Here is a 13,469-nt window from a genome sequence, read left to right as displayed (position 1 = left end):
TATTTGGTAGGCACTCAATAATCATTCTCCAATATACCAGGTTCTGCTAACATAAAATTTAGATGCGTTCGCCCTGCAATATTGAGTTTTTAGGCCGCACCGACGCACAGGTAAAAATTCGCGGCTATCGCATAGAATTAGGAGAGATTGAAGCGCTGCTGTTGCAGCATCCAGCAGTCAAAGAAGCAGTGGCGGTTGCTGAAGATGATTTGTCGGGAAACAAGCGCCTAGTTGCCTATATCGTCCCCGATCGCGATCGGGCGCTCAATCCCTTGGAATTGCGGAATTTTCTCAGAGAAAAGCTGCCCGAATACATGATTCCCCATGCCTTTGTGGCGATCGCATTTATGCCCCTAACTCCCAACGGCAAAATCGATCGCCTGCGCCTCAGAGCACCGGATAATCTCACTAGCAATTCAACAGATAAAAGCTGCATTGCACCTCGCACGCCAACCGAATCAACCCTCGCCAAAATTTGGTCGGAAATCCTCAACACCGAGCCTGTGGGCATTCGCGACAACTTCTTCGATTTGGGTGGAGATTCCCTGCTGACAATTCGCCTGATTAAGAAGATTAACCAGCAATTTGAGCGCGAGTTGCCACTATCGTCTTTGTTCTTAAATCCGACAATAGAAGGTTTAGCAGATTCGCTAGATTCAGGAACAAATTCTGGGGAATGGTCGCCTTTAGTGGCCATTAAACCTCGCGGCGAAAAACCACCTTTTTTCTGCGTTCATCCCATATTTGGTGTCATATTTCCTTATTGCGAGTTAGCGTTTAACCTAGGAGAAAATCAACCGTTTTACGGACTGCAACCCAAAGGAATTGACGGCGAAAGTTCTCCACTAACTCGCATTGAAGACATGGCGGCTGACTACATCGCAGCCTTGCGTACAGTTCAACCACAATGGCCTTATTTTTTAGGAGGATGGTCTTTTGGGGGTTTGGTGGCTTTTGAGATGGCTCAACAGTTGCTCGCAGCGGGGGATGAAGTGGCTTTGCTGGCTGTGCTGGATACTTTAGCGCCGGTTGCTGCTAACAAACCTTCTTTTTGGGACGGTTGCAAGTTTATTCTGACTACTGTTTCGCGCTCGATCTGGCCTTTTGTAGTCGATTATTTTCGCTTGGTGGCTGCTGCGGAAAATGTGCAAATTGGCGGTATTGCTGGGCGGTTTCCTAAGTTAAATAAGCTGCTTAATCTAGCAGCTAATTTTTGGCATGGCTGGAATTGGAAACAGGCTGTTATGGTTAGTATCTTATCTCAAGAGTCAAAACAAAAAAGCTGGCGCGAGCTGGCAATTCCGTCGATGTTCACTGTATTTCAGGCTAACAGTCAAGCAACTCTCAGCTATGTACCGAAAATTTATCCGCACCGAATTACTCTGTTGCGATCGGGAGAAAAGCTGAGCGCGAGCCATCAAGATCCGACTCTGGGCTGGAGCGATTTAACGGCGGAACAAGTAGAGGTGATTCGAGTTCCTGGGAATCACCTTACTATGTTGAGAAAGCCCTGTGTTGAGGTGCTGGCTCGACAGCTAAATACATTGCTTGGAGCAGGAATTAAATGATTTTGGTTCGATCGTTCGGAATGCAAGTCCGCATCCAAGAAAGGACTGAAGTCCGAACGATCGAACCTATTGCGTTCATTTAACTAAAATCCATTGGGCGATGCTAAAAATGCTAGCACCCAAAGCTGCGGCGATCGGGATTGTCACCAACCAAGCCGAACCAATTGACTGCAAAGTTTGCCAGCGTACTGTTTTCCAACCTTTAATCAGCCCGACTCCCACAACTGCACCGACTAAAGCGTGGGATGTGGAAACCGGTAAACCCAAACGAGATGCTAATAATACTGTGGTAGCTGTGGCTAATTCCGCACAAAATCCGCCGCTGGGTTGCAGTTGGATGATTTTTTCGCCGACTGTGGCCATTACTTGTTTGCCCCAGATGGCTAAACCGATGACTATTCCTGTACCTCCGAGGACTAAAATCCACAGGGGAACGTTGAAATCCTCTAGGGGAAAGGAACCTGTGCGCTGGATGTAGGCGATCGCAGCTAAAGGCGCAACGGCATTCCCTACGTCGTTGGAACCGTGCGCGAATGCCACAAAACAAGCACTCAAAACTTGAAATCTCGCCATCTGTTGCTCGATCGAAGAGTGGCGGGGAGATGGGGAGATGGCGGGAGGGGGAGATGGGGAAAATATTCCCTCTTGCTTATTCTTTCTATCCGTTACATCCGCTATATCTGCTGCCGAACCTTCCTGCTCTAATTTTTTCCAACTATGGAGCGAAAGCCCGATCGCCCCAATACCCCCGATGCCAATTACAATATCGTGAATTGGCAGATTCCAGCCAAATGTATCGCGCGCGAAGTCGATCGCCCCTGTCTGCACCAAAGCCACATCTACAACAGACGGCAATACAATTATCCCAAATACGCTCAACAGTGCTGCACTCAGCCAAGGTATCCACTCGCGCAGTTGCAATAGAGGATCGGGTCGATCGAGAATCCAATGCTTCACCCCACTGTAAAATAGTGCTGCTAAAACACCGCTGGCAAAAGGTGTCGCCACCCAAGTTAAGGAAATACTGCCGATAGTTTCCCAATCAACCGCATGAATTCCGGCTGCAACCCAGCTAAAACCTGCGATCGCACCTACCACCGCATGAGATGAAGAAACCGGCAAACCTCGACTGGTAGCGATTTGCAGCCACAAGCCGCAAGTTATTAGCACTGACACCATCCCGACTAAAAATACCTGCGGCTGGGCAGAAAACACATCTACATTCACAACTCCTGTTGCGAGAGTTTCGGAAACTCCTTGCCCGAACAGCACTGCGCCGGCAAACTCCAGTATGCCTGCAACAATTATTGCTTGCCGCAGCGTTAGCGCTTTTGAGCCTACGGATGTCCCCATTGAGTTGGCGACATCGTTGGCGCCCAAGTTGGCGGCGACGTACAAGGCTAGTGCAGCCATCGCCCCCAGTTGCAGAAATTCGAGCCCCGAAGTATTTAACATAGAAGTTTTTTGAGATAAAACTGGCAGTTCGATATATGATAAGGGATTGTGAGTTTTGGAAAATTTTATGAAAGGCGCAGCAGAAATAATCCGTTCGCTCGAAACGGCAGAAATAAATAGAGTCAAGGTAGAACTCAGCAAAGTGCTCCCCGATATTTACGTCGGCGACACAGTTAGAGTCGGCGTGAGAATTAAAGAGGGCGCGAAAGAACGGGTTCAACCCTACGAAGGCACTGTGATTGCCATGCGTAACGGCGGGATTAATGAAACAATCACCGTGCGCCGCGTGTTTCAAGGTGTGGGCGTGGAACGGGTGTTTTTGATTCACTCGCCACGAATTGCTACTGTCCAAGTCATGCGCCGCGGTAAAGTCCGTAGAGCAAAACTTTACTACCTGCGCGATCGCGTGGGCAAAGCTACTCGCGTCAAACAGCGGTTCGATCGCTCCCTGTAGGAATGCACCCAGCTTCCTCTTGGTGAGAGAGAAAATGGGAAATTGAAAAAATTCAAAAAAAGTTTCCCATTTCCGAGCGCACTGTGTTAAAATAGAAATCTAGAGGTTAAGCGAGTTTCAGCAACCTCACCTGTGCGCTCTTAGTTCAGTTGGTAGAACGCAGGTCTCCAAAACCTGATGTCGGGGGTTCAAGTCCTCCAGGGCGCGCTGAATCACCAAAATTTTAATTCTGCCCGAAAGCGCCCGGATAATTGGCTGGAAACAGCTAAAACCGCAGACTTTCGGGTAGAATTAATTTTTGTGGGCGGTTCGCAACAAAGACCATCAACAAATGCTCGGTGTTGCTGATCGATCGGCCACAAGGGCGATCGGCATCTACACCGTGGATGAATTGGGCTTGTAAAAAAGTGCTGGCTTTGGATTTGAGATTTAGACTTGGGCGTAAGTGGTTAGTGTCAAAACAATCAGATAGCCGCGAGCCACTCACACAATCTAAAATCTAAAGTCTAAAATCTAAAATCGCAAGGGGGATTCAATCGTGGCGAAAAAAGACGAAGCTCAACAAACTCCAGAAATGACTGCGCCTGGGTTTGACCCTGCGGGCTTTCTTAAGGAAACTAGAGAAGAACTCGACAAAGTGGTCTGGCCGAGCCGCCAGCAGCTAATTAGCGAGTCTTTGGCCGTGCTTTTGATGGTAATCCTCTCAGCAAGCCTGATCTATTTGGTGGATAACTTCTTTAACTGGGGCGCAGGAAAGGTGTTTGGGCCATGACTTTTGCATCAGAAGAATCTGAGTATTCCACAGACGCGACGGGACAGGCAGCATCGCCAGAAGTGCCGGAAATTCATGCTCGCTGGTATGCTGTTCAGGTTGCCTCAGGCTGCGAGAAGCGGGTGAAGGCAAACTTGGATCAGCGGATTCAAACTTTGGATGTTGCCGATCGCATCGTTCAAGTCGAAATTCCGCAAACTCCAGCGATCAAAGTCGGCAAAGACGGTTCCCGGCGGCAGTCAGATGAGAAAATCTTCCCCGGCTACGTACTCATCCGTATGTTTATGGACGAGGATACGTGGCAGGTGATTAAAAATACCCCGAATGTAATTAATTTTGTCGGGGCAGAGCAGAAACGCCGCTACGGGCGCGGCAGGGGTCACGTCAAACCGCTACCTCTGAGTCATTCGGAAGTAGAACGGATCTTCAGAAACGCTCAGGAATCAGAACCGGTTGTCAAAGTATCGATGGCGACAGGAGACCACGTTGTGGTACTTTCCGGGCCGTTTAAGGATTTTGAAGGTGATGTGATTGAAGTGAGCCCGGAACGGAACAAGCTCAAAGTTTTACTCTCGATTTTTGGGCGCGATACGCCTGTAGAATTGGAGTTCAATCAGGTTCAGAAACAGAACTAACTAATGGCAAAGAAAGTTGTTGCAGTAATTAAGTTGGCGATTACGGCGGGAAAAGCCAACCCAGCTCCTCCGATCGGCCCAGCTTTGGGTCAGCACGGCGTCAATATCATGATGTTTTGCAAGGAGTACAATGCTAGAACCGCAGACCAAGCAGGTCTCGTGGTTCCGGTAGAAATTTCGGTTTTTGAAGACCGCAGTTTTACGTTTATTCTCAAAACCCCCCCGGCTTCGGTTTTGATTCAAAAAGCTGCTGGCATTGCTAAGGGTTCGGGTGAACCTAACCGCAAGCAAGTAGGGACAATTACACAGGCTCAGTTGCGAGAAATCGCTGAAACCAAGATGCCTGACCTTAATGCTAATGATGTTGACGCTGCTATGAAAATTGTGGCCGGAACAGCTAAAAACATGGGCGTGGCGATCGCGGATTGAAGGAAGAAGGAAGAGGGAAGAAGGAAGAAGGAAGAGGGAAGAAGGAAGAGGGAAGAAGAAATTTTGTTTCTGATTCGCAATTCTTACTTGTCAGTCTTAAATCCTAAATTGCTAATCCAAAATTCCTGATTTTTCAGCTACAATCGCAAATCCTAAGTCGATTCAGGGGGAGAAGTAATACTTCGCTAAGAATCGCAAACGTTTTAGATTTGAAATGAGCGAAACCGTTCAATCTAAAATCTAAAATCTAAAATCAACTGACCCCAGGAAATAACAATGGCAAAGAAAGTATCCCGAAGACTGCAAGAACTTCTCAAGAAAGTTGAAGAGAGACCTTACCTACCTCTGGAAGCTCTGCAACTTTTGAAAGAAACAGCAACCGCTAAGTTTGGCGAGTCTGCTGAAGCTCACATCCGTTTGGGAATTGACCCGAAATATACTGACCAACAGTTGCGGACAACTGTATCGCTACCAAAAGGAACTGGTCAAGTAGTCAGAATTGCGGTGATTGCTAAGGGCGAAAAAGTTAAAGAAGCTCTGAATGCCGGCGCTGATATGGCTGGTTCTGAAGAGTTGATTGAGCAAATTCAAAAGGGCATGATGGACTTTGATTGCCTGATTGCTACCCCAGATGTGATGCCATTGGTGGCAAAATTGGGTCGGTTATTGGGCCCGCGTGGCTTGATGCCTTCTCCGAAAGGTGGCACGGTGACGACTGACATTGCTCGCGCGATCGATGAGTTCAAAGGTGGTAAACTAGAATTCCGTGCCGATCGCACAGGCATCGTTCATGTTATGTTTGGCAAGGCAGCTTTCTCAGCGGAAGATTTGCTGGTTAACCTTCATGCTTTGCAAGAAACTGTTGACCGCAACCGTCCTTCTGGTGCGAAAGGTCGCTACTGGCGTAGTTTGTACGTATCCGCAACAATGGGCCCATCGATCGAAGTCGATATCAGTGCCCTGCGCGATACCAAACTTGATGCTGCCTAGAAAGTATTGAGCAGAAGGCAGAAGTAAAAGACAGCTTCGGTTATCTGTATAAATCTCTCACGAGATTTGCATGAGACCCTTGCTAATATCTGCCTTCTGATGATAGCCTAATCAAAAATCCATAAGCTGAAGACCGCAGGTGCCGAGCGCTTAATTTCCTGCCGAGGCTGAAGAAATAAAAACTCAAGAAAATAAATTAAAAAGTTCTATCTTTTAATTCCTAATTCTTAATTTTTAATTCTCTGCCCCGGCTATAAGGTTGGGGTTTTTGACTGGCAGTTTGAGATCCTAAAAGGAGGTGAAATAAGTATGGGCAAAAGTTTAGCAGCAAAAAATGAGATTATTGCAGGCCTCAAGCAAACCTTGAGCGAATCTCAATTGGTAATCGCGATCGATTACAAAGGCTTAACTGTTGGTGAAATCACAGATTTGCGGCGGCGTTTGCGTCCGAAAGGCAGCAGTTGCCAAGTAGCAAAAAACACGCTAATGCGAATTGCTGTTGATGGCAATGAAACATGGCAGCCGATGCAGGAATTGCTGACAGGTACGTCGGCGTTCATGTTCGTGCAAGAAGATATTGGCGGCGCGATTAAAGCTTACCAAGAATTCCAAAAAGCTTCCAAGAAGACTGAAGTTCGCGGCGGCGTGATGGAAGGACGGGTACTGAAAGAAGCTGATATTAAAGCATTAGCGGATCTGCCGTCGAAAGAACAACTCATGGCTCAAATTGCTGGCGCAATCAACGGTGTCGCAACCAAGTTGGCTGTGGGTATCAATCAAGTTCCTACTTCGATCGCACGCGGTCTCAAAGCTTATGCTGAAAAAGACGGCGGTTCAGCAGAAGTAGAAGCACAACCTGAAGCAGAACCTCAAGCAGAAGCAGAAGTAGAAGCACAAGCACAACCTGAAGCAGAAGCAGAAAGCGCATCTGAGTAAGTCATTAGGAATTAGTCGTGAGTCATAGGTCGTTAGTTTTGAGAAACAAACTGATAACTGGAGATGAACAACTAATAATTAATGAGCAATCACAAATCACAAATCTACAATCGAACTAGGAGTTTAACGAATGTCTACTGCAACCGACGAAATCTTGGAAAAGCTGAAAACTCTGAGCTTGCTCGAAGCTTCAGAATTGGTCAAGCAAATTGAAGAAGCTTTTGGCGTCAGCGCTGCTGCTGTAGGTGGCGGCATGATGATGATGGGCGCTCCTGCGGCCGCTGCTGAAGCAGTAGAAGAGCAAACTGAATTCACCGTGATGCTGGAAGAAGTTCCTGCTGACAAGAAAATCGCAATTCTGAAGGAAGTCCGCGCAATTACCGGTCTGGGCTTGAAGGAAGCGAAAGATTTGGTAGAAGCCGCACCGAAGGCAGTTAAGGAAGCTATTGCTGCTGGCGCTGCTGAAGAAATGAAGAAGCAGCTTGAAGCTGTGGGCGCAAAGGTTTCTATCAAGTAGTCATAGACTGTAGCCGACAGGTTGAAACCTGTCGCTATTTGACCTCAGTTTGCAGCAGCAAACTGAGGTTTTTTTCATTATGAAAGAAGGAAGTTGTAGGGTGTGTCGCCATCGACAATCTCTAACTCAAGCTCGACAATCTGAGAGCGACGCACCTGTGCTTATACACCTGTGTCAACCAACCAAAAAATTCTTTCCACGGGCCCGATGTGTCAGGTGCGTCGCCATCAGATTGTTGACTGAATTTAGGGATTTTTCAGGGCGACACACGCTACAAATGCTGTTGCATGATTTTTGATCGTTGGTATTACTGACTCATCAATTATCAAAACTCTGCTTCCATTTGCCGCACGACTGTTAAAGCAGAATAAGAAACGCCGGCGGTTCCTTCTCCGGGATGGGTAGAGTCGCCGACTAACCACAAGTTTTTAATTGGTGTGCGGTTGGCAAATCCGAAGGGGCCGAAGTTTGGTACTCGCTGGCCAATGCCGCCTACAACGCCCCGATCGCGCGCTGTGTAGCGGGCAAAGGTGCGAGGTGTGGCTGATTCTTGGTGTACAATTTTTTCGGGTGTCAAATCGAAATATTCGCTCAAACGGCCGATCGCCCCTGCGGTATATTTTTGCTTCAATCCTTCATAATCAGCAGAATTCCACCACATTCGAGTATCAGTAAAAGACGAAGCGATCACAGTCGCCATTCCCTGCGGTGCTCGGCCATCACCCGGATGGCTGACAGAAACAAATAATGAATTATTCTCCCCAATCTCGCCGTCGTAATCGTAGAGAAACTGAAGGTGCGGCGGACAATTTGCCGGAATTGCGCTTTCATGAACTCCCAAATATATGACAAATGCGCCGGATGCGGGCGGCAATTTATCAACTCGATATTTGTAGCCTGCCATTTGATTTGGCAGTTGGTTTGTTGTCTCTGAATTATCTGTTAAAATTTCTAAAACAGGCTCGCTTGACATCAATTTTACTAGATTTTGCGCGGTCACGTTGGCAACAATGCGATCGGCTGTTTCTGTCCAAACTTCGCGTGTTTTTTGATTGCGAATCACTGTAGCGGTGGCTTTGCCGTTTGTGGTGACAATACTTTCGACTGTATGCCGCAACAGGACTTTGCCGCCGTAAAGCTCGATCGCGCTTACCAGGCGATCGCTCAAAACCTGCATACTTCCTTGTAAATGATACAATCCCTGCGGCTCTTGGCTTACTCCTAAAGCCGTCGCCGCGTAAAGGAGCGCCGTTTCTTCCGTATCAACTTGGGAATACAATTTTAACTGCAAATCCAGAAAAGTTTTCAAGCGCAAATTGTCGCCCAAACCGCACAGCCGCAAAGCATCTCCCACTGTCATGAAAGTGAAAGGCAAAGTAATTAAAGTATCGGGGCGCACAGCTTGAATTAATTGCCAAAAATCCCAGAAGTTTCTGGGCGGCAAAACTGGATCGCGCCCTTGAAAGTTCCAGCTAGCTTGGAATAATGTAGATAATAATTGCCAAAAAGGTTCGCTTCCAGGAAACTGCCGCTGTCTTTCCTGCTGCCACTTTTGCGGATCTCGCCAAACGCTAATGGGTGCGGTTTCTCCCGGCAGAAATACCGCGCAAGCCGGATCACAGGGTGTGGCGGGGGGAAGTTCTATTTCTAATTCTGAGAAAATGCGGTGGTGAATGCCTCCGGGTTCCAATCCTGCAACCTGCGTCGCGCCAACATCGAAGGTAAAGCCTTTGCGTTTGAAGGTGGAAGCGCATCCTCCGGGGACGATCGCCTGATCTAACACTAGCACTTGGTATCCTCTGCGGGCGAGCAGGGCCGCTGCTGTCAGCCCGCCGATGCCGGCTCCAATTACCGTGACGCGGCTTTTTGTGTCTGCTGGACTGGATTTGCTCTTAGGGGTGCGATCGCTCGTCATAATTTATTTATTGTAATATTTCTTAATATTATGCTCATATTTGGCAATAAAAAGCTCTTGTAGCGACAGGTTGAAATCTATCGCTGCAAGAGCATTCCTCCCAGTTGAGAGGACTTTTCAGGGTTAAAATGCTGCGCGCACCCGAAGCGTGACAGTGGGCCGTACCCGGAGAATCAGGAACGGCGCCACTTATTTAGATAAGCTTCGCCAATCCCAGCCACAGCTTGCATTTGAACTAGCTGTTCCCGTAAAGCTTTGATGGTTTTTAGCTGTTCTTGAGACTGTTGCTGCAAAGCCTCGTAATTGTGCTGTTTCGCCCCACTCTGGCTCAATTGATATTTTAGAGAGTGGAACTCGACCAGTTGAACTTGCAAAGATGCGATCGCACTTGACTTTTCTGCTAACTGGTGCTGCAAAGATTCGTAACTCGACTTCGACACGGTTTGGTGCAATTGGCTTTCGAGATTTTGCTTGTCGGCTAATTGCTGCTGCAAAGATGCGATCGAACTTTCTTTCTCGCCGAATTGATGCTGCAAAGATTCCAAATCGCTCGACTTGTCGGCTAATTGCTGCTGCAAAGATGCGATCGAACTTTCGCGCTCACTCAACTGCTGCTGTAAAGTTTCGTAACTCGACTTCGATACAGTTTCCTGCAATTGGCTGGCGAGATTTTGCTTGTCGGCTAATTGCTGCTGCAAAGATGCGATCGAACTTTCGCGCTCACTCAACTGCTGCTGTAAAGTTTCGTAACTCGACTTCGATACAGTTGACTGCGATTGGCTGGCGACATTTTGCTGTTCGGTGGCTAATTGCTGCTGCAAAGATGCGATCGAACTTTCCCGTTCACTCAACTCTTGCTGTAAAGATTCGTAACTTGCTTGCAGGGGATTTGACTGTACGCTCACCGAGTCCAATAGAGTTTCTGCCGTTATAGCGTCATTAATGTCGCTTTTTTCGGCTGTTTCCCCTTGCAACTCAGCGGTCTCGACCGCAGTTTCTTCACCTTTTTTCCAAGTGACACTAACCTCACTCTTGTCCGTAGAAATATTCAGAGCGCCTTGTGCCAAGCGTTCTAGGAGTTCAGACCTTGATATTCCGAGCTTTCGAGCGATCGAGTTCAATCGATCGGCACTAGAAGGAGTCAGCGAAAGTCCGACTTTGACTTTGCTTTCTGGATTTGAACTAACTGGATTGCGACTTTTTTTTACCATTGGCATTTTCTTCATGCCAACCTACACTTAATTAGTATAGTGGCTGAAGCTTCTATTAAAATCAATTTTTGTTACTTACCAATTGTGGCAGCTTCCGTTCCCAATCGAACAAAAAGCTGTGAATATAATCTTACGTCCATTCCTCGCCGCAGAACCGCTGCAACATTCCCCGGCCCGGTTTTTTGCGGCACGATACGGCAGATAGCACAGTTGAGCTTGTTAGATACTATCTAACTTTGCGCCCCATGTCATCTGTTCGGCGCGATCGACCAAATCCGAATAAGCGGCTAGATAGTCTTTGAACGCTGCAAAAAGGCGAGTTTCCACAACTTCCATGCGATCGCCCGAACCACGCTGCTAGAAGCTTTTTTACACGATGAGGATCAAGTCGGGGGAGGAAAAGTGGGATAAAAGATAAAGCCTGGGGTTTCCAACTGTGGCTACACAGATAAAACCCACTTGGAGTAGGTTAAAGAATTTTTACTCGATCGGGCCTTGACGTTTTTCTCTCAAAATGAGAGTATAAGCATAGTAGTCGAGGATCAGATCAAACATATGCCAAAGAAAAAAAGAAACAAACTAAAAATTTATGCACCTAATCTCGATCCGGAACCTCCGTACAGATGCTGCCCAGTATCCCGATGTCAAAAATCAAATTGATAGCTGGAACGCAACTGTAAAGCAAGCAGAATGGCAGAATTTGGAGGAGGTTCGCAAGATTTACCGGGATGCCGAAGCAGTAGGAAACTTCACAGTCTTTAATATCAAAGGCAACGAATATCGCCTGATTGCCGGCATCAACTACGAGGAGCAAACTATTTTCTACAAATATTTCCTAACCCACGCTGAATACGACAAAGACAAATGGAAAAATGATCCTTACTTTTGATGGAGCCACTTATAGCAACTTGCTGGCAGAAATCGCTCCTAGGGCGATCGAAACCGAAGAGGAATACGATCGCCTCCTGGCAGTGGCAGAACGGCTAACGTTCGCTAAAAACCGCACTGTAGAGGAGAGAGCTTTATACAAGTTGTTAGTCACGCTGATTGAAGTTTATGAGACAGAAAATTATCCGATCGAATCGGAGCCTCATGAGATTTTGCAACACATCATGGAATCCAGCGGCACCCGCCAAGCGGACTTGGTAGGTATCATTGGATCGAGCGGTGTGGTGTCTGAGGTTGTGAATGGGAAAAGAGCGATTAGCAAGGCACAAGCTAAGGCACTAGGCGATTATTTTAACATCTCACCTAGCTTGTTCATTTAATTGGGAAATTGAGCATGGGAAATTGGGCATTGCCAATAGGGTATTGGTTATTTGTGATTATAAAAACTACTAACCAGTAACCACTAACTATTACCCATGCCCGATGCCAGATGCCCATTCCAGAGGCATCTGCCCCTATGCCGACAGTCCCTGAATGTTACCGATTATTAGGCGTTACGGAATTAAGGTATGATTAGTTCAAAGATAAATTTGGAAAAAACAATTAAGTGACGCTTCTAGACCACATCGCTGGCGATTGGTGTAGGTCACTATGGTTTTCTACGATTGGCATTATATCTGGGCGTGTTTTTCCCCGCGATCGCCCTAATTTACACTCAAACATTGAAAAGCGATCGCCCTTGATTTTTCTAAAAGAATTCAAGGGCGATCTAATTAAAGTATGTATCTCATACAAGAGATTGTTTGCAAGCTGTTATTTTTTCCTAAACAACTTGTGTAACGGAGAGGGAGGGATTCGAACCCTCGTTAAGTTGCCCTAAACACACTTTCCAGGCGTGCGCCTTCAACCGCTCGGCCACCTCTCCAGGGCTAAATGAATTCATTCAGCCACAGCTAAACTATATTAGCAGAACAAATCTGATTTGGGAAGGGGGTAACGGCATAAATTTGTTGTTTAATGTGAGTAGGGTGTCAAACGGGCGAGTAGAATTCTACTCGCCTGTGTCGCAAACCCATTCATATCAAGGATTTTGCTCCCAACCCCCTATCTAAAATCTAAAGTCTAAAATCTAAAATCCCTATGACTCGCTCTTACACAATTAAAATTCATAACAGACAAACGGGCGATCGCCACACCGTGCGAGTACCCGAAGACCGCTACATCCTGCAAAGCGCTGAAAATCAAGGCGTAGAATTGCCCTTTTCCTGTCGCAACGGTGCTTGTACAGCCTGTGCGGTGCGCGTCAAGTCGGGGGAACTGCACCAGCCTGAAGCAATGGGACTTTCTGTGGAACTGCAAAAAGAGGGTTATGCTTTGCTGTGCGTCTGCTATCCGCGTTCTAACATCGAGGTAGAGACGCAAGACGAAGATGAAGTGTACGAATTGCAATTCGGCCGCTTCTTCGGTAAAGGTAAAGTTAGATTCGGTTTGCCGTTGGATGAAGAATGATGTTAAATTCGGTAAGCTGTTGCGCCTTTGAATTGTATGTGAGGGGCGGGCTAGAAGCCCCACAAAAGAGTTTCATTGATTTTTGATCTACAATTTAAATGCAGAATAGCTTCCCAATTACCAATTACCAATTACCAATTACCAATTACCAATTACCAATTACCAATTACCAATTACCAATTACCAATTA

At 46.9% G+C, this 13,469-nt stretch carries 14 protein-coding genes, 2 tRNA genes and 1 other annotated feature; of the genes, 12 read left to right on the top strand and 4 right to left on the bottom strand.

From position 1 onward, the window contains the following. Positions 1-62: 62 nt before the first annotated feature. Entirely contained in the window at positions 63-1,568 is a 1,506-nt protein-coding gene (locus tag QUB52_RS24955) for a thioesterase domain-containing protein (protein ID WP_332973914.1), read from the top strand. A 75-nt stretch (positions 1,569-1,643) separates the two neighbouring features. On the opposite strand, the gene QUB52_RS24950 is transcribed toward QUB52_RS24955, so the two are convergent. Then, on the bottom strand, positions 1,644-3,023 hold the full coding sequence (locus QUB52_RS24950; RefSeq protein WP_332973912.1) for an inorganic phosphate transporter: 1,380 nt from the start codon (positions 3,021-3,023) through the stop codon (positions 1,644-1,646). 67 nt (positions 3,024-3,090) lie between these two features. On the opposite strand from QUB52_RS24950, the gene rplS reads away from it, so the two are divergent. The 8 genes from rplS (at position 3,091) to rplL (ending at position 7,756) form a co-directional block, all read left to right on the top strand. Then, on the top strand, positions 3,091-3,477 hold the full coding sequence (gene rplS / locus QUB52_RS24945) for a 50S ribosomal protein L19 (RefSeq protein ID WP_265239323.1): 387 nt from the start codon (positions 3,091-3,093) through the stop codon (positions 3,475-3,477). A gap of 134 nt (positions 3,478-3,611) precedes the next feature. Next, a tRNA-Trp gene (locus QUB52_RS24940) sits at positions 3,612-3,684 on the top strand. A gap of 331 nt (positions 3,685-4,015) precedes the next feature. Then, positions 4,016-4,249: a preprotein translocase subunit SecE gene (gene secE, locus QUB52_RS24935; RefSeq protein WP_265239322.1), complete on the top strand. Its 234-nt coding sequence runs from the start codon at positions 4,016-4,018 to the stop codon at positions 4,247-4,249. Next, positions 4,246-4,884, top strand: coding sequence for a transcription termination/antitermination protein NusG (nusG, locus tag QUB52_RS24930; RefSeq protein WP_265239321.1), 639 nt, complete (start codon positions 4,246-4,248; stop codon positions 4,882-4,884). The genes secE and nusG overlap by 4 nt, the downstream gene beginning before the upstream one ends. Before the next feature lie 3 nt (positions 4,885-4,887). Next, complete coding sequence (gene rplK / locus QUB52_RS24925; protein ID WP_265239320.1) at positions 4,888-5,313, top strand: 50S ribosomal protein L11; 426 nt, start codon at positions 4,888-4,890, stop codon at positions 5,311-5,313. Between the two features lie 276 nt (positions 5,314-5,589). After that, complete coding sequence (rplA, locus tag QUB52_RS24920) at positions 5,590-6,303, top strand: 50S ribosomal protein L1 (protein WP_265239319.1); 714 nt, start codon at positions 5,590-5,592, stop codon at positions 6,301-6,303. A 108-nt stretch (positions 6,304-6,411) separates the two neighbouring features. After that, positions 6,412-6,583 (top strand) — a sequence feature (ribosomal protein L10 leader region). A gap of 29 nt (positions 6,584-6,612) precedes the next feature. Continuing rightward, on the top strand, positions 6,613-7,239 hold the full coding sequence (gene rplJ, locus QUB52_RS24915) for a 50S ribosomal protein L10 (protein WP_265239318.1): 627 nt from the start codon (positions 6,613-6,615) through the stop codon (positions 7,237-7,239). Between the two features lie 130 nt (positions 7,240-7,369). After that, a complete protein-coding gene (gene rplL / locus QUB52_RS24910; RefSeq protein WP_265239317.1) occupies positions 7,370-7,756 on the top strand; it encodes a 50S ribosomal protein L7/L12 in 387 nt (128 codons plus the stop codon). Positions 7,757-8,081: 325 nt separating this feature from the next. On the opposite strand, the gene crtD is transcribed toward rplL, so the two are convergent. Both crtD and QUB52_RS24900 read right to left on the bottom strand, forming a co-directional pair. Beyond that, positions 8,082-9,671, bottom strand: a complete 1,590-nt coding sequence (gene crtD / locus QUB52_RS24905) for a C-3',4' desaturase CrtD (RefSeq protein ID WP_332973910.1) — start codon at positions 9,669-9,671, stop codon at positions 8,082-8,084. 173 nt (positions 9,672-9,844) lie between these two features. Further along, a complete protein-coding gene (locus tag QUB52_RS24900) occupies positions 9,845-10,882 on the bottom strand; it encodes a ribbon-helix-helix protein, CopG family (protein WP_265239315.1) in 1,038 nt (345 codons plus the stop codon). A gap of 589 nt (positions 10,883-11,471) precedes the next feature. On the opposite strand from QUB52_RS24900, the gene QUB52_RS24895 reads away from it, so the two are divergent. Together QUB52_RS24895 and QUB52_RS24890 are read left to right on the top strand one after the other, a co-directional pair. Then, positions 11,472-11,771 (top strand): type II toxin-antitoxin system HigB family toxin, encoded by a 300-nt coding sequence (locus QUB52_RS24895; protein ID WP_332973909.1) that lies wholly within the window; start codon positions 11,472-11,474, stop codon positions 11,769-11,771. Further along, entirely contained in the window at positions 11,755-12,150 is a 396-nt protein-coding gene (locus QUB52_RS24890; protein WP_332965962.1) for a helix-turn-helix domain-containing protein, read from the top strand. Before QUB52_RS24895 ends, QUB52_RS24890 begins: the two co-directional genes overlap by 17 nt. 460 nt (positions 12,151-12,610) lie before the next feature. Here the strand turns inward: QUB52_RS24890 and QUB52_RS24885 are convergent. Beyond that, a tRNA-Ser gene (locus QUB52_RS24885) sits at positions 12,611-12,695 on the bottom strand. Between the two features lie 215 nt (positions 12,696-12,910). Here QUB52_RS24885 and QUB52_RS24880 point away from each other — a divergent pair. Beyond that, on the top strand, positions 12,911-13,279 hold the full coding sequence (locus tag QUB52_RS24880) for a 2Fe-2S iron-sulfur cluster-binding protein (RefSeq protein ID WP_265239312.1): 369 nt from the start codon (positions 12,911-12,913) through the stop codon (positions 13,277-13,279). The last annotated feature ends 190 nt before the right edge of the window (positions 13,280-13,469 follow it).

The organism is Microcoleus sp. A6-C6 (genome assembly GCF_036705955.1).
Classification (GTDB): Bacteria; Cyanobacteriota; Cyanobacteriia; order Cyanobacteriales; family Microcoleaceae; genus Microcoleus.
The sequence above is the reverse complement of the archived record's forward strand: the minus strand, read 5'-3'. Positions and strand labels throughout refer to the sequence as shown.